Source organism: Pseudaeromonas paramecii (assembly GCF_039540575.1).
Classification (GTDB): Bacteria; Pseudomonadota; Gammaproteobacteria; order Enterobacterales; family Aeromonadaceae; genus Pseudaeromonas; species Pseudaeromonas paramecii.
Map to the genome: position 1 here is coordinate 1 of NZ_BAABFC010000012.1, position 18131 is coordinate 18131.

24 protein-coding genes are annotated in these 18131 nt (G+C 63.3%); 8 read left to right on the plus strand and 16 right to left on the minus strand.

Annotated features, from left to right (window positions below):
• Positions 1–68: 68 nt before the first annotated feature.
• The 5 genes from ABD847_RS08560 to yjgA are packed head-to-tail and all read right to left on the minus strand — an operon-like array spanning position 69 to position 4790.
• On the minus strand, positions 69–2000 hold the full coding sequence (locus tag ABD847_RS08560) for a transglutaminase TgpA family protein (protein ID WP_345012001.1): 1932 nt from the start codon (positions 1998–2000) through the stop codon (positions 69–71).
• Positions 1997–2944, minus strand: coding sequence for a DUF58 domain-containing protein (locus ABD847_RS08565; RefSeq protein ID WP_345012003.1), 948 nt, complete (start codon positions 2942–2944; stop codon positions 1997–1999). The genes ABD847_RS08560 and ABD847_RS08565 overlap by 4 nt, the downstream gene beginning before the upstream one ends.
• Positions 2941–3852, minus strand: coding sequence for an AAA family ATPase (locus ABD847_RS08570; protein WP_345012004.1), 912 nt, complete (start codon positions 3850–3852; stop codon positions 2941–2943). Before ABD847_RS08570 ends, ABD847_RS08565 begins: the two co-directional genes overlap by 4 nt.
• 55 nt (positions 3853–3907) lie before the next feature.
• On the minus strand, positions 3908–4240 hold the full coding sequence (locus ABD847_RS08575) for a rhodanese-like domain-containing protein (RefSeq protein WP_345012005.1): 333 nt from the start codon (positions 4238–4240) through the stop codon (positions 3908–3910).
• 16 nt (positions 4241–4256) lie between these two features.
• Positions 4257–4790 carry a ribosome biogenesis factor YjgA gene (yjgA, locus tag ABD847_RS08580; protein WP_345012007.1) on the minus strand — a complete coding sequence of 178 codons (534 nt, stop codon included), beginning with the start codon at positions 4788–4790 and terminating at the stop codon, positions 4257–4259.
• Between the two features lie 154 nt (positions 4791–4944).
• Between yjgA and pmbA the strand changes: the two genes are divergently transcribed.
• Positions 4945–6288 (plus strand): metalloprotease PmbA, encoded by a 1344-nt coding sequence (gene pmbA, locus ABD847_RS08585; RefSeq protein ID WP_345012009.1) that lies wholly within the window; start codon positions 4945–4947, stop codon positions 6286–6288.
• Positions 6289–6291: 3 nt separating this feature from the next.
• Here pmbA and ABD847_RS08590 read toward each other — a convergent pair whose 3' ends face one another.
• Genes ABD847_RS08590 through ABD847_RS08640 form a run of 11 tightly spaced genes read right to left on the minus strand, consistent with a single transcriptional unit; the run spans position 6292 to position 13430 of the window.
• On the minus strand, positions 6292–6663 hold the full coding sequence (locus tag ABD847_RS08590; RefSeq protein ID WP_345012010.1) for a hypothetical protein: 372 nt from the start codon (positions 6661–6663) through the stop codon (positions 6292–6294).
• A 51-nt stretch (positions 6664–6714) separates the two neighbouring features.
• Complete coding sequence (locus ABD847_RS08595) at positions 6715–6990, minus strand: HPr family phosphocarrier protein (RefSeq protein WP_345012011.1); 276 nt, start codon at positions 6988–6990, stop codon at positions 6715–6717.
• Entirely contained in the window at positions 6977–7843 is an 867-nt protein-coding gene (rapZ, locus tag ABD847_RS08600; RefSeq protein ID WP_345012012.1) for an RNase adapter RapZ, read from the minus strand. Before rapZ ends, ABD847_RS08595 begins: the two co-directional genes overlap by 14 nt.
• 7 nt (positions 7844–7850) lie before the next feature.
• Positions 7851–8297, minus strand: a complete 447-nt coding sequence (ptsN, locus tag ABD847_RS08605; protein WP_345012014.1) for a PTS IIA-like nitrogen regulatory protein PtsN — start codon at positions 8295–8297, stop codon at positions 7851–7853.
• 2 nt (positions 8298–8299) lie between these two features.
• The gene (gene hpf, locus ABD847_RS08610; protein WP_345012016.1) at positions 8300–8587 is read right to left on the minus strand and encodes a ribosome hibernation promoting factor; all 288 of its coding nucleotides are present in this window, start codon (positions 8585–8587) and stop codon (positions 8300–8302) included.
• Between the two features lie 35 nt (positions 8588–8622).
• Positions 8623–10071, minus strand: coding sequence for an RNA polymerase factor sigma-54 (locus tag ABD847_RS08615; RefSeq protein WP_345012018.1), 1449 nt, complete (start codon positions 10069–10071; stop codon positions 8623–8625).
• 45 nt (positions 10072–10116) lie between these two features.
• On the minus strand, positions 10117–10842 hold the full coding sequence (lptB, locus tag ABD847_RS08620) for an LPS export ABC transporter ATP-binding protein (protein WP_345012021.1): 726 nt from the start codon (positions 10840–10842) through the stop codon (positions 10117–10119).
• Between the two features lie 3 nt (positions 10843–10845).
• The gene (lptA, locus tag ABD847_RS08625) at positions 10846–11370 is read right to left on the minus strand and encodes a lipopolysaccharide transport periplasmic protein LptA (protein ID WP_345012023.1); all 525 of its coding nucleotides are present in this window, start codon (positions 11368–11370) and stop codon (positions 10846–10848) included.
• Positions 11345–11905, minus strand: coding sequence for an LPS export ABC transporter periplasmic protein LptC (gene lptC / locus ABD847_RS08630; protein ID WP_345012025.1), 561 nt, complete (start codon positions 11903–11905; stop codon positions 11345–11347). Before lptC ends, lptA begins: the two co-directional genes overlap by 26 nt.
• Positions 11902–12459, minus strand: coding sequence for a 3-deoxy-manno-octulosonate-8-phosphatase KdsC (gene kdsC / locus ABD847_RS08635; protein ID WP_425568444.1), 558 nt, complete (start codon positions 12457–12459; stop codon positions 11902–11904). Before kdsC ends, lptC begins: the two co-directional genes overlap by 4 nt.
• A complete protein-coding gene (locus tag ABD847_RS08640) occupies positions 12456–13430 on the minus strand; it encodes a KpsF/GutQ family sugar-phosphate isomerase (RefSeq protein ID WP_345012682.1) in 975 nt (324 codons plus the stop codon). Before ABD847_RS08640 ends, kdsC begins: the two co-directional genes overlap by 4 nt.
• A gap of 145 nt (positions 13431–13575) precedes the next feature.
• On the opposite strand from ABD847_RS08640, the gene mlaF reads away from it, so the two are divergent.
• The 7 genes from mlaF to murA are packed head-to-tail and all read left to right on the plus strand — an operon-like array spanning position 13576 to position 18091.
• Positions 13576–14379, plus strand: a complete 804-nt coding sequence (gene mlaF, locus ABD847_RS08645; RefSeq protein ID WP_425568445.1) for a phospholipid ABC transporter ATP-binding protein MlaF — start codon at positions 13576–13578, stop codon at positions 14377–14379.
• Positions 14379–15158 (plus strand): lipid asymmetry maintenance ABC transporter permease subunit MlaE, encoded by a 780-nt coding sequence (mlaE, locus tag ABD847_RS08650; protein WP_345012684.1) that lies wholly within the window; start codon positions 14379–14381, stop codon positions 15156–15158. Before mlaF ends, mlaE begins: the two co-directional genes overlap by 1 nt.
• A gap of 5 nt (positions 15159–15163) precedes the next feature.
• The gene (mlaD, locus tag ABD847_RS08655) at positions 15164–15637 is read left to right on the plus strand and encodes an outer membrane lipid asymmetry maintenance protein MlaD (protein WP_345012031.1); all 474 of its coding nucleotides are present in this window, start codon (positions 15164–15166) and stop codon (positions 15635–15637) included.
• Positions 15638–15658: 21 nt separating this feature from the next.
• Positions 15659–16288 (plus strand): ABC transporter substrate-binding protein, encoded by a 630-nt coding sequence (locus ABD847_RS08660; RefSeq protein WP_425568452.1) that lies wholly within the window; start codon positions 15659–15661, stop codon positions 16286–16288.
• Entirely contained in the window at positions 16285–16545 is a 261-nt protein-coding gene (locus ABD847_RS08665) for an STAS domain-containing protein (protein WP_345012037.1), read from the plus strand. The genes ABD847_RS08660 and ABD847_RS08665 overlap by 4 nt, the downstream gene beginning before the upstream one ends.
• A gap of 14 nt (positions 16546–16559) precedes the next feature.
• On the plus strand, positions 16560–16817 hold the full coding sequence (gene ibaG / locus ABD847_RS08670) for a BolA family iron metabolism protein IbaG (RefSeq protein WP_345012040.1): 258 nt from the start codon (positions 16560–16562) through the stop codon (positions 16815–16817).
• A gap of 14 nt (positions 16818–16831) precedes the next feature.
• Positions 16832–18091, plus strand: coding sequence for a UDP-N-acetylglucosamine 1-carboxyvinyltransferase (gene murA / locus ABD847_RS08675; protein ID WP_345012042.1), 1260 nt, complete (start codon positions 16832–16834; stop codon positions 18089–18091).
• Positions 18092–18131: the final 40 nt, after the last annotated feature.

Consider the following 18131-nt stretch of genomic DNA (forward strand, 5'->3'; position numbering starts at 1 on the left):
ATTGGTTTGGTTGGCGCCTCCAATTCTCCGGGAATGCCCCGAGTGAACAACCTACAGAGAGATCACAGCTAGAGCCGTCGCACCAGCCGACGAAGCCGGGCCAGGGTGCCCGGCTTCGTCGTCTTGGCGTAGCGCAACTGCCCCAGCAGCTCGGCGATCTCGGTCATGACCTCGGCCTCGGGCCGGGCGATCTGGGTAAGACGCTGGGCATAGGCCTGTGGCGTCTCGCCGGGTGTCGGTCCCACGCCACGGCGGGTCAAGGTGCGGCAGGCGCGCCGGTAGAGGCGCACCGCTAGGGCCTCGGGCACCGGCCGACGTCCCCACCAGAGCCCCAGGCTCACCAGTGCCGCCAACAGCACGCCACCGCCCAGCAGCCAGGCGGCCCGCGCCCAGAGCGCCTCGCTGCCCAGCCAGCTCAATAACCGCTGCTGCCGGCTCCCATCGTAGTTCACCACCCAGAGGGTCCAGCGGTAGTCCAGTTCGGCCAGCCAGAGGCGCAGCTCGTTGAGCAGCGGCACCTGGCGGTAGCGCTGCAGGCTGAAGGGGTCTGCGGCGAGAAACTCGTCCGCCCCTACCAGCTGCTCCAGCCCCTGCTCCACCCGCTCCGGTGCCACCATGGCGGTGGGGTCCAGCCGATGCCAACGCCCATCCCACCAGGCCTCCACCCAGGCGTGGGCATCGAACTGATACAGGCTGAGGTATCCGGCCTCAGGCCGATATTCCCCCCCCAGGTAGCCGGTCACCAGGCGCGCAGGTATGCCGGCGGCGCGCAGCAGGAAGGCCAGCGCACTGGCGTAATGGGCGCAGAAGCCCCGCCGGCTGTCGAACAGGAAGGCGTCCACCTGATCGCCGCTCAACGGGGGCGGGCTCAGGGTATAGGCGAAAGGCGCTTGGCGAAAATAGGCCATGGCCACCTGTACCAAGCCGCCGTCATCAACCGCCTGGCGGCGCCAGGATGCGACCAGGGCCCGGCTGCGGGGATTGCCGGGGGGCAGGGCCAGGTTGAGGCGGCGATCGGCGTCGCCCAGCGATGGGGGCGGCAGGCTGGCGCCAGAAAACCGGATCTGGCGGGGTTGGGTCACCGGCTGTTGCAGGGCCCAGCCGCCCCAGGGGCTCAGGCGCAGATCCGGGGCCTGACTGGTGGCGGGCCAGAGCACCGGCAGCTGCTGGTTGATGCCCGGCTCCAGCAGGAGATCGTAACCCGACCCCTGGGCCGGCGGCCGAGGGGTATCGGGCAGCCGTGCCAGCTGGGCCTGCCAGTTTTTGTGTTCGGCTCGTCGCTGCCAGGCCTGGCCATCAAAGATCTCGTGCACCCAGACCCGCCAGTAGCGCTGGGCGGGGGGCGGGCCATCGAAGTGCACCCGCAGCACCAGACGGCTGTCCCGGGTGAGCTGGCTGAAGGCCCCCGGTGCCACCGACTCCGACAGCCCGGTACTGGCCACCCGGGGATCCGGCATCTTCCACAAGGGCCCCAGCCGCGGCAGCAGCACAAACAGCAAGAGCATCAGGGGCAGGCTCTGCAGCAGCAACAACAGGGCCAGGCGGCCCTGCTGCTGCCAGGGTGCGACGCGATAGAGGCTGAGCAGGGCGCCCAGCCCCAGCAGGCACAACAGCAGCAGGTAGCCGCCCATCAAAGGGCCCGTGTGATAGAGCAGGGTTAGCCCGCCCATGAAGAAGAGCGCCAGGGCATGAAAGCCCAGATCCCGGCGATGACGAAACTCCAGAAACTTGAAGGCACAACCCAGCACCAGCAGGCCCAGCAGGGCTCCCAGCAGCCCCTGTCCCCGGGCCTGCAGCGCCAAGGGCAGGGCACAGACCAGGGCCAGCAGGCCCGGCCAGGGACTGGGCAGGGGCTTTAGGCGATCCAGCGCCATCAGCAGCCGGGCCAGGATGGCGGCACCGGCGGGCAGCAGCAGCCAGAGGCTCAGCTTATCCAGCAGGGGCAGCAGGCCCAGCAGGTAGGCGGCGGCGAGCCAAGGCAGGGCCGGATGCCGGTTCATGGTCTGAGCCCGAAGCGGGCCAGGGCACTCAAGGCCTGGCGGGTCTGCTCAGGGCCCGAGTCCGGCGGCAACTGCCAGTTGGCCAGCTTCAGGCCGAAGGGGTGCTGGCGTTGGCTCAGCTGCAGCACCTGATGACACAGTTGGCCCAGGCGCAGTTCCAGATCCGTGCCGGGTGTCTGAGCCAGATCCAGCCATTGGGCCGGCCCCTGTGGGGCATCAAACACCTTGGTCAGCTTGCCGCGCCCCTGGGCCAGCTGGCGCCAGGCCAGACGGGAGAGGGGCTCGCCGGGGCGATAGGGCCGCAGCTCCGCCAGCTCCTCGGGCGGAGCATGGAGAGCCTGCTGAGCGTGCTGTCCCTGGCCAGCCAGACCGGTCAGCGGCAGGGCACAGGGCACGGGGCGGGGGGCCACCAGGGTCTGCTGCGCCAGATCGAGGTGGGTCCAGCAACGCAGCAGCCCCAGAGGGTAATGACTCTGCAGGGTGATGCGGCCGGGCGTAAAGGGGCCGCGGCGACTGGGGGTGAACAGCAGGGTCAGCCGCCCGCTGTGGGCCAGCCGCGCTAGCTGGCTGCCCAGCGCCTGGGGATGGTCGAGCCGCAGGCTCTGCACCGGATGGGGGGCAGTCACTCTCAGGCTCACCGGCAGGGGGCTGTCCACCTGGCCCAGGGCCAGGGGCTCGGTGCTGACCGTCAGCCCCGCCAGGTTGAAGTAGGCGTGCCAGATGCTGGTGACAAACAGGCTCAGCAGCAGCAGGGTCAGGGCCAGGATCAGGTTGTTCTGGTAGTTGGTGCCCAGCACAAACAGCGCCAGGCACAACAGCAGGTAGCCCAGGCCGAAGTGGCTGGGCAGGATGAAGAGGTTGCCCCTGTGCAGGCGGATCTCGGGTGCTGGCGGGATGCGGCGTGCCAGCCAGCGCTGTCGCCAGGCGGCGATCCACTGCCTCATTGAACCGGATCCACCCGTTCCAGCAGCCGCTGGCTGAGACTGGCTTCTGCCTGCCGGCTGTCGCCGTGAGCGCCGCGCAACCTGTGTTCCGCCACGGCGGGGAACACAGCCTGCAGATCATCCGGCAGCAGATAGTCCCGCCCGGCCAGCAGGGCCCAGGCCCGCCCCGCCGCCAGCAGGCCGCGGCTGGCACGGGGGGAGAGGGCGTGGGGCAGCTGGGGATCGGCGCGGCTGGCCTGCACCAGGGCCAGCAGATAATCCAGCGCCGCCGGGCTGGCATGCACCTGGCTGGCCAGGGTTTGCAGCCGGCGCAGCCCCTCGTCATCCAGGCGGGGGGGCAGCTGGCTCTTGGGGGGCTGCAGCAGCATCTGTCGCTCGGCCTGGGCATCCGGGTAGCCCAGGGTCAGGCACATCAGGAAGCGATCCAGCTGGGATTCGGGCAGGGGGAAGGTGCCGGTCTGCTCCTGAGGATTCTGGGTGGCGATGACGAAATAGGGATCCGGCAGGGGGCGGGTCACGCCGTCCTGGCTTATCTGTCCCTCGGCCATGGCTTCCAGCAGGGCACTCTGGGTGCGGGGGCTGCCGCGGTTGATTTCATCCGCCAGCAGCACCTGGGTGAAGAGGGGGCCGGGGTGAAACACGAAGCTTTGTTGCTGGGGATCGAAGATGGACAGGCCCAATAGGTCGGCCGGCAGCAGATCGGCGGTGAACTGCACCCGGGCGAAACTCAGGCCCAGCACGGAGGCCAGAGCCTGACTCAGGGAGGTCTTGCCCATGCCGGGCAGATCCTCGAGCAGCAGGTGGCCCCGGGCCAGCAGGCAGCACAGGGCCAGACGCAGTACCCGGGGTTTACCGAGGATGACGGTGTCCAGATCCGTCAGGATCTGTTCAAGGGTGGCGTGAGGCATGGGGCGCTCCGGCAGGGGATACAGTCTCAAGTATCGCCCAGGGCGCCCCGGCTTGTCAGGGGGTAATGGGCTGTGCCAACTGCTGGGCGGCCTGTTGCAGGCTACCCAGGTTCTCTACCTGGGAAAACCCGGCGGCCTGCAGGGCCTGACGGGCCAGCTCGGCACGGCGGCCGGAGCGGCAGTACAGGGCGATGGGCGTGGCCCGGTCCAGTTGCTGCTGCTCCAGGCGGGCAGCCACCTGCTGATAGTCGATCTGTTGCGCGCCCGCCACGTGGCCTTGGGCGTATTCCGCCGGGGTGCGGACATCGATCACCAGCGGGCTGGCCAGCAGGGCGCCGGTCCAACCCAGCAGGGGGAGCAGCAACAGGGTACGCAACAGCCTGGTCATGGAGACTCCTTACGCGTCAGATCTGGTCTTCGAGACCATCCCGCAGGTACTTGAACAGCTCGCGGAAGGCGCTGGGGGCCTTGCCCTGTTCCTGCTCCTTCTTGGCCTGGCGCACCAGTTGCCGCAGCTTCTGCCGATCCAGCTCGTGGTTCAGGGCCAGCAGCTCGTTGATGACGTCATCCCCCTCGGCCAGCAGGCGATCCCGCCACTGCTCCAGCTTGTGGTGGCGCAGGTTGGCACCGATGTGGCGGTTGCGGATCTCATCCATGGCCGCCTCGATGGCGGCAATGTCGCGGTTGCGCATCAGACGGCCGATAAATTGCAGGTGACGGCGCTTGGCTTCCCGCTTGCTTTCCAGCCGGTGGGCCAGGTCGATGGCATCGGCCAGCTCTTCGTCCAGGGGTACCTTGGCCAGTTCGCTGGGACGCAGGGCCACCAGCTCCTCGCCCAGTTTCTGCAGGGCGGTGGACTCCCGTTTGAGTTGGTTTTTGCTGACGTAATCCTCGTCGTCCCAGGCATCGTCCTGGGGTTGGTCAAAATCTTGATTCATATGACACTCATGTCGCTAAGTATGGCGGATATATTACCAGCTTCTCCCGCTGATGGGTGGCCTGTGGTAGGCTTGGCGGTTACCAACCGGGGTGGTTCCCCGGCAACCCTCGCGGCCGGGCGCGTCGCGCCCCACACTGGATACGCAGACTACTATGACCCTTGAGCAACAGATCCGCCAGGAACAGGCACAATTGGAAACTGTGGTGGCCGATGCGCTGAGCCTGGCCCAATCCCTGGGGGCGGACAGCGCCGAGATCTCCATCAGCAAGCAGACCGGCATCTCGGTGAATACCCGGGGTGGCGAGGTGGAGAACATCGAATTCAACAAGGATGGCGCCCTGGGCATCGCCGTCTATCGCCAGGGGCGCAAGGGCTCCTCGTCCACCACGGATCTGAGCCCCGCTGCCTTGCGCCGCTGCGTGGAGGCGGCCCTGGAGATCGCCCGCCACACCGCCTGTGACCCCTTCGCCGGCTTGGCCGACGCCGACTGGATGGCCTGGGAGGCCCCCCAGGTGGACTTGCTCTATCCCGCCGCGCTGGATCCGGCTCAGGGTATTGCGCTGGCCAGTGCCTGCGAACGCCACGCCCTGGGGCTGGATCCCCGCATCAAGCATTCCGACGGCGCCAGCTTCAGCAGCCATACCGGCATCAAGGTGTACGGCAACACCCATGGTTTCGTCAAAGGCTATGCCGGTAGCCGCCATAGCCTCAGCTGCGTGCTGATCGGCGAGCAAAACGGCGAGATGGAGCGGGACTACAGCTACTCCTCCTGCCGGGATCTGCAGGATCTCTGGTCACCGGAGCGCATCGCCGAGGAGGCGGTAGAGCGTACCGTCAGCCGCCTGGGCGGGCGCAAGGTGAAGACCTGTCAGGTGCCCGTGCTGTTTGCCCCCGAGGCGGCCACCAGCCTGTTTGGTCACCTAGTCTCCGCCATCAGCGGCGGCAACCTGTATCGCAAGTCCTCTTTCCTGCTGGATGCCCTGGGCCAGTCCATCTTCCCGGATTGGCTGAGCGTGTTGGAGCAGGCTCATCTGGCCAAGGGGCTGGCCAGCTCGCCCTTCGATGCCGAAGGGGTGCGGACCTGCGACCGGGCCATCATAGAGCAGGGCCGGTTGGCCACCTACCTGCTGACCAGCTATTCCGGTCGCAAGCTGGGACTGGCGTCCACCGGCCACGCCGGCGGCATCCATAACTGGCAGGTGCAGGGGCGTGGCGAGTCACAGGCGCAATTGCTCAAGCAGATGGGCACCGGCCTGCTGGTGACCGAGCTGATGGGGCAGGGGGTGAATATCGTCACCGGGGATTACTCCCGGGGGGCGGCGGGTTTCTGGGTGGAGAACGGCGAGATAGCCTATCCGGTGCAGGAGATCACCATCGCCGGCAACCTCAAGCAGATGTTTGCCAGCCTGCTGGCGGTGGGCAACGACGTGGACACCCGCTCCAGCCTGCGCACCGGCTCAGTGCTGGTGGAGAGCATGAAGCTGGCCGGCAGCTAAGCCTCAGAGCAGGTAGCGGGCCTGCAGTCCTACATAGTGCTCCTGCGCCCGATAGAGATCGGGTTGGATATACAGATGTTCCACCGTGGTGGCACCCAGCAGGGAGCCGGCCATATGGGAGCCGGCATCCAGGGCGGAGAAGCGTCCGCCACTGGCCCATTGGGCGCCCTCGCCGAGCACACCGGCCAGCGAGGAAAGGCCAAAGCCCATCCAGAAGGCGTCTTGTTCGGGGTAGTAGTGATGACTGAGCAGGCTGATGCCGCCGGCCATGGCGGCGCCGCCGGCGAAATGGCTCAACTCGCTGTTGAAGCTGTCGTTGGCGGACAGGGATAGGGAAAAGAGCAAGGCGACGATACCCAGTTGCCATCGAGACATGGTTCACCTCCAGATGTGGCGCTATCTGGGAAAGTATGAACCACTGCAGCATTATTCGTTTTCGTCGAAGCGATCGGCCACCAGTTGTTCCACCGCGGCCATCAGAGCGGCGGCATCGTCTCCCTCGCAGATCACCCGTATGGTCTCGCCCTGGGCGGCTTCCAGCATAAGCAGACCCATCACGGAGTCGGCATCCGCCTGACGCTCCCCATTACAGACCGTCACAGTGGCCGCAAAGCTGGCGGTCAGCTGTACCAGCTTGATGGCGGCCCGGGCATGCAGGCCCAGCTTGTTGACGATGGGCAGGCGCTTCTCAATGCGCGGCATGGGATTTCTCCAGGCTGTGATGGCGGATCTGCACCGTCTTGCCGGCGGCGGTGAAGCGGGCCGCCAGCTGCTCGACGATGAAGACGGATCTGTGCTGACCGCCGGTGCAACCCACCGCCAGGGTCACGTAGCTGCGATTGTTGCGCTCCAGGTGGGGCAGCCAGTTGCTCAGCAGGGTCTCGATCTGCTGTATGTACTGCATCACATCGGCATGGCTGCGCAGATAGCGGCGTACCGGTTCATCCTTGCCGGTGAGGGGGCGCAGCTCGGCAATCCAGTGGGGATTGGGCAGGAAGCGGGCATCGAAGACGAAGTCGGCATCCTTGGCGATGCCGTACTTGAAGCCGAAGGACTCGAACACCAGCACCAGTTCTTTTTCTTTCTTGCCCAGCACCCGCTCGCGGATCTGTTCGCTGAGATCGTGAATGCTCAGGTGGCTGGTGTCGATGCGCAGATCGGCACTGGTGGACAGGGGCGAGAGCAGGGCTGTCTCATGCTGGATGGCCTGCTCCAGGGTCAGTTGCTTGCGGGACAGGGGGTGCAGCCGCCGGGTCTCGCTGTAGCGGCGGATGAGAATGGGGTTGTCGGCATCGATGAAGAAGCTGGTGAATTCCAGATCCGAGGCCTGACGCAGCAGCCCCAGGATACGTTCCAGATCCTCGCTCTGCTCCGGCAGGTTGCGCACGTCTATGCTGACCGCCATCTCCTCGAACTTGCCACGCAGCTCGGCCACCAGTTGTGGCAGCAGGGAGACCGGCAGGTTGTCGACACAGTAGTAACCCAGATCCTCCAGTACCCGCAGGGCTATGGTCTTGCCGGAGCCGGACCGGCCGCTGACGACGATGAGTTTCATGGGCTCCTCAGGGGGCGGTGATCAGTTGGTAGAGCATTTCATCATTGTCCGCCAGGCGCAATTGGCGACAGAGGTTTTTGTCACTGAGTTTTTTGGCAATCAGCCCCAGGGTTTGCAGGTGCTGCTTGCACTGGCTCTCGGGTACCAGCAGGGCAAACAGTATGTCGACGGGTTGGTTGTCGATGGCATCGAAGGGGATGGGCTGCTCCAGGGTCAGCAGCACACCGGTCACCGGCAGCTCGTCCGGGATACGGCCGTGGGGGATGGCGATGGCGCCACCAATGCCGGTACTGCCCAGCTTCTCCCGGGCCAGCAGGCATTCGAACAGCTCCTGGCTGTCGATGCCCAGCTGTGCGGCGGCAAGTTCACTGATGATTTCGATGGCGCGTTTTTTACTGGAGCAGGGAACTGCACTCTTGGTGCAGTTCCCGCTGAGCAGGTCGGAGAGTTGCATGGTTATTTGCTGGAGATCTTTTCTTTGTGTTTGATGAGTTGCCGGTCCAGCTTATCGATCAGGGCATCGATGGCGGCGTACATGTCCGCATCCTGGGCATTGGCAAAGATTTCGCCGCCGTTGACGTTCAACTTGGCTTCGGCGATTTGATTGAGCTTCTCCACGTTCAGGATCACCTGGACGTTATTGATCTGTTCGAAGTGACGCTCCAGCTTGGCAAACTTGGTGGTGACAAAATCGCGCAGGGGATCGGTGAGTTCGATGTGATGACCTGAGAGATTAATTTGCATAACGTCGTCCTTAAGTAGGGCCCCGTAAGTGTGACTTACAGTAGGCGTTTGCGCTGACTAGACGGGGGAATCGACAAGGACTCGCGGTACTTGGCGATGGTCCGTCTGGCTACCATGATACCTTGCTCGGTGAGCAAATCCGCGATCTTGCTATCGCTTAAGGGTTTTGCCGGGTTTTCGGCCGCCACCAGCTTCTTGATCAGGGCACGGATGGCGGTGGAAGAGCACTCCCCCCCACTCTCAGTATTGACGTGGCTGGAGAAAAAGTACTTCAGCTCGAAGATACCCCGCGGGGTATGCATGAATTTTTGCGTGGTCACCCGGGAGATGGTGGACTCGTGCATCTCGACGGCTTCGGCCACGTCGTTGAGCACCATGGGCTTCATGGCCTCTTCACCGTATTCGAAGAAGTCCTGCTGCTGCTTGACGATGCAGTTGGCCACCTTGAGCAGGGTCTCGTTGCGGCTCTCCAGGCTCTTGATGAACCACTTGGCCTCCTGCAGGTGCGAGCGAATGAACTGGGTATCGCTGCTGTTGCGGGCGTGACGGGCCATGGAGGCATAGGTTTCGTTGATGCGGATCTTGGGCATGGCATCGGGATTAAGCTCCACCACCCACTTGCCCTGCTTCTTGCTCACCGCCACATCCGGGATCACATACTGGGAGTCGGTTTGCATCACCCGATTGCCGGGTCTGGGCTCCAGCTGCTGAATGAGATCCAGCACCTCCTTGAGCTCGGACTCCTTGAGCTGCATCTTGCGGGCCAGGGTGCGATAGTCCCGGTTGCCCAGCAGATCCATGTGTTCGGCCAGCACCTGCTTGGCCTCGGCCAACCAGGGGATGCCGGGCGCGTATTGGCCCAGCTGGATCTGCAGGCACTCCTGCACCGAGCGGGCGGCCACGCCGATGGGGTCGAAGTGCTGCACCCGCTTGAGCACGGCGGTCACCTCGTCCAGCTCAACCTGGATATCCTCATCGCTCACCGCCTGAACGATATCGTCCAGATCAATGGTGAGGTAACCCGAGTCGTCGATGGCGTCTATGATGGCCAGGGCGATGGCCTGATCCACCTCGCTAAAGGGGGTGAGCTGCATCTGCCACAACAGGTAATCCTGCAGCGTCTCTGTGGTTTCGCCCTGATAGAGGAAGTCTTCATCGCCACTGATGGGGCTGCTGGACTGGCCGGAACCGGCAGCGGTGTAGACCTCGTCCCAGGAGGTATCCATGGGCAGATCATCCGGCAGCTTGTCCTGTTCCATGGCTTCGCTGGTATCCAGCTGGCTGCTGTCCTGTGCTTCCTCGCTGGGTTGCTCTGACTCGTGGGTATCGCTCTCCTCCTGCTCCAGCAGCGGATTGGCATCCAGCGCCTGTTGGATTTCCTGCTGCAGCTCCAGTGTGGAGAGCTGCAACAGACGAATCGCCTGCTGTAGTTGTGGCGTCATGGCCAGAGACTGACCCAGTCGCAACTGTAAGGATGGCTTCATCTATTTCCGTATGTCCTTGTTAATGCAATGCCGGTGACGAGAAGATCAAATGCTGAAGGCGTCACCCAGGTAAACCCGCTTCACCTGTTCATTGGCCAAAATCTCGCTGGGTGTCCCTTCCGCGATCAGATGTCCATGGCTGACGATATAGGCTTTCTCGCAGACATCAAGTGTTTCCCGCACGTTGTGGTCTGTGATGAGTACGCCCAATCCCCGATCCCGCAGGTGTTCTATGATGCGTTTGATATCGTTCACCGAGATGGGATCCACCCCGGCGAAGGGCTCATCCAGCAGGATGAAGCGGGGCTCGGCGGCCAGGGCCCGGGCGATCTCCACCCGACGGCGCTCGCCACCGGACAGGCTCTGGCCCAGATTCTGGCGGATATGGGTGATGTGAAACTCCTCCAGCAGGGACTCCATCTTCTGCCGCCGTTCCTCCTGGGTCAGTTCAGGGCGGATCTGCAGCACTCCCAGCAGGTTCTCTTCCACCGTCAGGCGACGAAAAATCGAGGCCTCCTGGGGCAGGTAACCGATGCCGTTACGGGCCCGCAGGTGCATGGGCATGGAGCTGATGTCCAGCTCGTCGATGCAGACCTGGCCGCCGTCCTGCTGTACCAGGCCGACGATCATGTAGAAGGAGGTGGTCTTGCCGGCGCCGTTGGGGCCCAGCAGACCCACCACCTGGCCGGCGGCCACCTGGAGGGAGACGTCGCTCACCACCTGGCGACCCTTGTAGCTCTTTTTCAGATTGGCGGCATGTAACAGGGCCATGGCTTAGGGTTTCTCCTGGGCCGGTTGATCGAAGCTGCCCATCTCGTCGGGCAGGAAGATGGTCTTGACCCGGGAGCCTCCGCTGCTTTCGGCCACCATCTGCTGTTTCTGGATGTCATAGCGGATCTGGTCACCGCTGATCTCGTTGTCCGACTGCTTGATGCGGGCGTTGCCAGTGAGCAGTACCATGCGCTCCTTGAGCTTGTAACTCAGGCGATTGGCCTGGGCATCCACCGGCTTGCCGTTATCCAGCACCTGGTGGAAGCGGGCCGGGCGGCCGGTGGCTATCATCTCATCGGCACCCTTGTCACCGTGGCGGATCACCTCCACCTTGTCGGCATGGATTTCGATGGTGCCCTGACGGATCACCACATCATCCAAAAAGGTCAGCCTGTTGTCGTTGAGCTCGGCCACCTGGCGCACCGAGTCCACGTAGACCTTCTGCTTGTAGTCGCTTTGCTTGGCCATCACGGGTTGCAGGCACAGGGCCAGCAGGCACCACTTAAGGCTGGTTGAAGTAGATACCATGACTCTTGTCCAGAATTTCATAAATGCGTTGATCCAGTTGCCCCAGTAAGCCCACACCTTCCAGGTGGAAGCGGGGACCTTCCATGGTCACGGGATGATGGTTACGAACCTCGTTACGGAGCAGATCCATCTCCAGATAGGGAGTCTCGAGCCAGTCCAGGGTGTCATTGGCGGTCAGGGCCAGGATGCGGACCTGATCCCGTAAGATGGCGTTGTCGTTGAGATTGAGGATGCCCTGCTTGGCGCTGATGCGCCACTGGGCTTGGCCCTGCTCATCGTGAGCAATGATAACGGGGTTGAACAGCTCCGTCTGCTCCAGCTGATTGTAATATTCGGTATAGTCCGCCGAGACCTCGTTACGCAGCTGGCCGTTGTCGCCAAAGTTCAGGTACTTGAGCTTGTTGGCGGTAAAGGTGGGCTGGTAGTACTCCTCGGGATTGGTGAGGGTGCCGGACTGACGATCGGCCTCAAACCAGCGCCAGCTCAGCAGGCTAAACAGGAAGAGGGCGCCGATGAGCAGATTTTGCCGACTCATACCGAGGGCCCCTGTGCCGATTCCAGGGCGCCCAGGGCCTGCAGGATCAGATCGCACAGCTCCCGTACCGCCCCTTCGCCGCCCTTGAGCCGGCAGATGAAGTCGGCCCCCTGCTGTACCAGCGGATGGGCATCAGCCACCGCCACTCCCAGTCCGCAGGCGCGCATCACCGGCAGGTCGATGACATCATCGCCTATGTAGGCCACCTGGTCGGCGGTCAACGCCAGCTTCTGCAACAGCTGCTGATAGACGGGCAACTTGTCCCCCTGACCCTGATAGACGTGGCGCACGCCCAAGGAGAGCATGCGATCACTGACGATGCGCGAGGAGCGCCCTGTGATCACGGCCACCTCAATGCCCTGACTCATCACGGCCTTGAGGCCGAATCCATCCTTAGTATGGAAGCTCTTGAGCTCTTCGCCGTTGTTACCCAGGTAAATCTTGCCGTCGGACAGCACGCCGTCCACGTCGCAGATCAGCAAACGAATGCGACGGGCGGCCTCCAGGGTCGCTTGGGGGACGGGGCCGTAGGGCGTATCAGCCATCTGACTCATACCACCCCCGCCTTGAGCACATCATGCATGTTGAAGGCACCCACCGGCTTGTGGTCGCCGTCCACCACCACCAGGCCGTTGATCTTGCGGGACTGCATCAGCTGTACCGCCTCGGCGGCCAGCATGTCGGGACCGACCGTGATGCAGTTGGCGGTCATCACCCGGGCGATGGGGGTTTGATGAATGTCGATCTGCTGATCCAGGATGCGGCGCAGATCCCCGTCGGTGAACAGGCCCGCCAGACGGCCGTCGGCCGCCACCACGGCGGTCATGCCCAGCCCCTTGCGGCTCACCTCCAGCAGGGCCTGGCTGATGCTGGCATCCTGGGGCACCTGGGGCAGCTCGTCGCCGGCGTGCATCAGATCGCTGGTGCGCAGCAACAGGCGGCGACCCAGGCTGCCGCCGGGGTGGGAGAGGGCAAAGTCATCGGCGGTGAAGCCTTTGGCTTCCAGCAGGGCCACCGCCAGGGCATCCCCCAGCACCAGGGTCGCCGTGGTACTGGAGGTGGGGGCCAACCCCAGGGGACAGGCTTCCTGCTCCACCCGGGTATTCAGATGCACCACGGCCTCCCGGGCCATGGTGGAGGTGGGGCGGGCGGTCATGGCGATCATGGGGACGCCCCAGCGCTTGAGCACCGGCAGCAGGGCGATGATCTCATCGCTTTCACCCGAGTTGGAGATGGCGATGACCAGATCCTTGGGGCCCACCATGCCCAGATCGCCGTGGCTGGCTTCCCCGGGGTGTACGAAGAAGGCGGAGGTGCCTGTGCTGGCCAGGGTGGCGGCAATCTTGCGGCCGATATGGCCGGACTTGCCCATGCCCATGACGATGACCTTGCCCTGACAGGCAGAAAGCCGCTGACAGGCGGCGTCAAAGGCCTCATCCAGGGTGGCATACAGATTGTCGATGGCTTGTTTTTCGATATCCAGCACTCGTCGGGCGACCCGACGAAAATCGAATTGATCCGGCATCAAGGCAGGCTCCAGCAGAAGATTAACCGGCCGATTATATGAAACCTCAACGTCATATGCGACCTCCGTGCCAAGGCTTGGTTGCGGTGGTCAAGCGGCAACCGGTACAATCCCTTTTTCGTTTCTGCCCGTTTCCTGGGTTCCCATGGGGGAGTGTCGTTTGACGGATTCATTGGTTCAGATAAACAACCTGAGCTTCAGCCATGGCGATCGCCTGCTGTACGACAACATCAGCCTGAGCATTCCCAAGGGTAAGGTCACGGCCCTGATGGGGCCCAGCGGCATCGGCAAGACCACACTGCTACGCCTGATCGGTGGCCAGCTCAAGCCCGATAGCGGCCAGGTGCTGTTCGACGGCCACGATGTGCCGCGTCTTTCTCGCCGCGCCCTGTATGAGCTGCGCAAACGCATGAGCATGCTGTTTCAAAGCGGTGCCCTGTTTACCGGTATGACGGTGTTCGAGAACGTGGCCTACCCGCTGCGGGAGCATACCCAGTTGCCTGAGGAACTGATCCGCACCCTGGTGCTGATGAAGCTCGAAAGCGTCGGTCTGCGAGGCGCCGCCGAGTTGATGCCCTCCGAGCTCTCCGGCGGCATGGCCCGGCGGGCGGCGCTGGCCCGGGCCATCGCCCTGGATCCGGAGCTGATCCTCTATGACGAGCCCTTCGTCGGTCAGGATCCCATCACCATGGCGGTGCTGGTGAAGCTCATCCGTCAGCTCAACCAGACCATGGGCATCACCTCGGTGATCGTCTCCCACGATGTGCCCGAGGTGATGAGCATCGCCGATTATGTCTATCTCATCGCCAACAAGCGGGTGGTGGCGGCCGGCACCCCGGAGGAGCTGCGCCGGGAGGGCAACCCAGAGGTGGTGCAGTTTGTTCAGGGGCTGCCCGACGGGCCCGTGCCCTTTCATTATCCCGCCGGCAACTACCTGGAGGCGCTGTGATACTGGTCGAGAAAATATCGCTGTTAGGCCGGCAAGGGGTGCGCTTGCTCAGCGGCCTGGGCCGGGCCGGCGTCATGCTGTTCCACGCCCTGGTGGGCAAACCCGAACCCCTCAAGCACTTCCCCTTGCTGGTGCGCCAGCTGTACGTGGTGGGGGTGCAATCGGTGCTGATCATCTTGGTGTCCGGTCTGTTTATCGGTATGGTGCTGGGGCTGCAAGGCTACAACGTGCTGGTGGATTTTGGCGCCGAAGGCTCCCTGGGGCCCCTGGTCTCCCTCTCCTTGCTGCGGGAGCTGGGCCCTGTGGTGACCGCGCTGCTGTTTGCCGGCCGCGCCGGCTCGGCCCTGACCGCCGAGATTGGCCTGATGAAGGCCACCGAGCAGCTCTCCAGCCTGGAGATGATGGCGGTGGATCCCTTGCGGCGCATCGTCTCGCCGCGTTTCTGGGCCGGGGTCATCAGCCTGCCGCTGCTGGCGCTGATGTTCAGCCTGATCGGCATCTACGGCGGCAAGCTCGTCGGGGTCGACTGGCTGGGGGTGGATCAGGGTAGCTTCTGGTCCGGCATGCAGGCGGCGGTGGATCTGCAGGAAGACATCATGCAAGGCTTCATCAAGAGCCTGCTGTTTGCCCTGGTGGTCAGCTGGATCGCCCTGTTCAACGGTTATGATGCCAAGCCCACGGCGGCGGGTATCAGTCAGGCCACCACCCGTACCGTGGTGCATTCGTCCCTGGCGGTGCTGGGGTTGGACTTTGTGCTCACCGCAGTCATGTTTGGATGAAAATCATGAAATTTAGCAAAATTGAATTTACCGTCGGCCTCTTCATGCTGGCTGGCATCCTGGCCGGTGTCGTGCTGGCGCTGCAGGTGGCCGGGCTGGCTCTGGACACTCGGGGCAGCAGCTATACCCTGTATGCCAAGTTCGACAACATCGGCGGCCTCAAGGTGCGCTCGCCGGTGAAGATCGGCGGTGTGGTGGTGGGCCGGGTGGCCAGCATCCATATCGATGCCAAGAGCTTCACCCCGGTCGTTGAGCTGCAGATCCAAAGTCAATATGATGACCTGCCCAGCACCTCCAGCGCGTCCATCCTGACCGCCGGACTGCTGGGGGAACAGTATATCGGGCTTACCCCCGGGTTTATGGACGAGGAGATGGGCACGGAGTTGCTCAAGCAAGGGGACTACATTGAGGACACCAAGCCGGCCATCGTGCTGGAGGACCTCATTGGCAAGTTCCTCTACAGCCAATCCAAACAGTAAGGAGTCGATTCCATGCTGCGCATTTTTTCGCGTGTCTTGTGCCTGTTGGCGTTTGTTGGGCTGATGCCCGTGGCCCTGGCGGCGCCCCAGGATCCCTATCAGCTGATCGATGTGGTGGCGCAGAATACCTTCCATCGCATGAACAAGGAGCACGCCCGCATCCAGCAGGAGCCAGGCTATCTGCGTCAGGTGATCCGTGAGGAGTTGCTGCCCTACGTGGACAACAAGTTTGCCGCCTACAAGGTGATCGGCAGCAACATCAAGAACACCTCACCGGAGCAGCGTGACCGTTTCACCCTGGCCTTCACCGACTACATAGTGGCCACCTACGCCGATGCCCTGGGCAAGTACGACAACCAGACCATCCAGGTGGAGCCGTCCAAGCCGCTGGGTGACCAGAAGGTTGCCTCCGTCAGCGTCAAGGTGCTGGATCCTGCGGCGCCGGAGATCACGGTGATCTTCAAGCTGCGGCAGAACAGCAAGACCGGCGAATGGAAGGCCTATGACATGGTGGCCGAGGGCATCAGCCTGTTGGCGGCCAAACAGTCCGAACTGGGGGGCATGATCCGCCAGCAGGGCATTGACAAGGTCAGCGCCATGCTCGAAGAGCACAACAGCAAGCCCGCCACCCTGCCGAGCAAGAGCTCATGAAGTTTGACGGCAGCCTGAATGCCGCCTGGGCGGCCAGCAGCTGGGGCCAGCAGGCCCAGCTGTTTGCCCAGGATGAGGCCGATCTGACCGAGGTGGTGCGGTTGGACTCTGCGGCCCTGGCCCTGCTGGTGAAGTGGAGTCAGGCTTGTCAGGCCCGCGGCAGCCGGCTACGCATCCTGGGCGCCGACGACAATTTCATCAAGCTGGCCAGCCTGTACGGGGTGGCCGAACTGTTTGAGCTGGCGCCGCTTCACTAATCGAGAGTTTACCTATGCAACCTAGCGAGATTGAGAGTATCCTGCGCTCCGCACTGGCATTGGACGAAGTTCATGTCAGCGGGGAGGGCGGTCATTATCAGGTGATTGCCGTGGCGTCCCTGTTCGACGGTATGAGCCGGGTGAAGAAGCAGCAGGTTATCTATGCCCCCCTGATGGAGCAGATCGCCAGCAACGCCATCCATGCCCTGAGCATCAAGGCCTTCACCCCCGCCGAGTGGCAACGCAACAAGAAACTCATCATGCCTTCTTGAGGTCGGCACTATTCATGGACAAATTCAAAATCAACGGCGGCTGCACCCTCAAGGGTGAGGTCACCATCTCTGGGGCGAAAAACGCCGCCCTGCCCATCCTGTTCGGTTCCCTGCTGTGTGATGAAGAGATCCAGCTGAGCAATGTGCCTCATCTGAAAGATGTCACCACCACCTTGAAGCTGCTGGAGCTGCTGGGCGCCAGCGTCAAGCAAAATGGCAGCGTGACCGTGTTGGCCGGTGCCGTGAACAACCATGTGGCGCCCTATGAGCTGGTGAAGACCATGCGCGCCTCCATCCTGGCTCTGGGCCCCCTGGTGGCCCGCTTCGGCAAGGCGGACGTGTCGCTGCCCGGTGGTTGTGCCATCGGTGCCCGCCCGGTCAACCTGCATATCCATGGTCTGGAGCTGATGGGTGCCAAGGTGGTGGTGGAAGACGGCTATATCAAGGCTCGGGTGGATGGTCGCCTCAAGGGGGCCCATATCCTGATGGACATGGTCTCCGTCACCGGCACCGAAAACCTGATGATGGCCGCCGTGCTGGCGGACGGTCAGACCATCATAGACAACGCCGCCCGGGAGCCCGAGGTGGTGGATCTGGCGCACTTCCTCAATGCGCTGGGGGCCAAGATCTCCGGTATCGGCTCCGATCGCCTGGTGATCGACGGGGTGGAGAAGCTGCATGGTGGCAGTTACCGGGTGCAACCGGATCGCATCGAGACAGGTACCTTCCTGGTGGGGGCCGCCATCTCAGGTGGCACCATCGTCTGCCGGCAGACGGATCCCAGCCTGCTGGAAGCCGTGTTGGTGAAGCTGGAAGAGGCGGGGGCCCTGATCGAGAAAGGCGCCGACTGGATCAAGCTGGATATGGCGGGGCGGACCCTGAAGCCGGTGGACATCACCACGGCGCCCTATCCGGCGTTCCCCACTGACATGCAGGCCCAGTTTACCGTGTTGAACGCCGTGGCCAAGGGCACCGGCATGGTGACCGAGACCATCTTCGAAAACCGCTTCATGCACGTGCCTGAGCTCAACCGCATGGGTGCCAGCATCGAGCTGCAGGGCAACCTGGCCATCTGCCGGGATACCGAGCAGCTGAGCGGTGCCCAGGTGATGGCCACCGACCTGCGGGCCTCCGCCAGCCTGGTGCTGGCCGGCTTCGTCGCGCAAGGGGTGACTGTGGTGGATCGTATCTACCACATCGATCGGGGCTATGAGCACATCGAAGAGAAGCTGCGCGGCCTGGGTGGTGATATCACCCGGATCAAGGGCGAGTAAATCGCACGCCTCTGTAAAAAAGCCCTGCAATGCAGGGCTT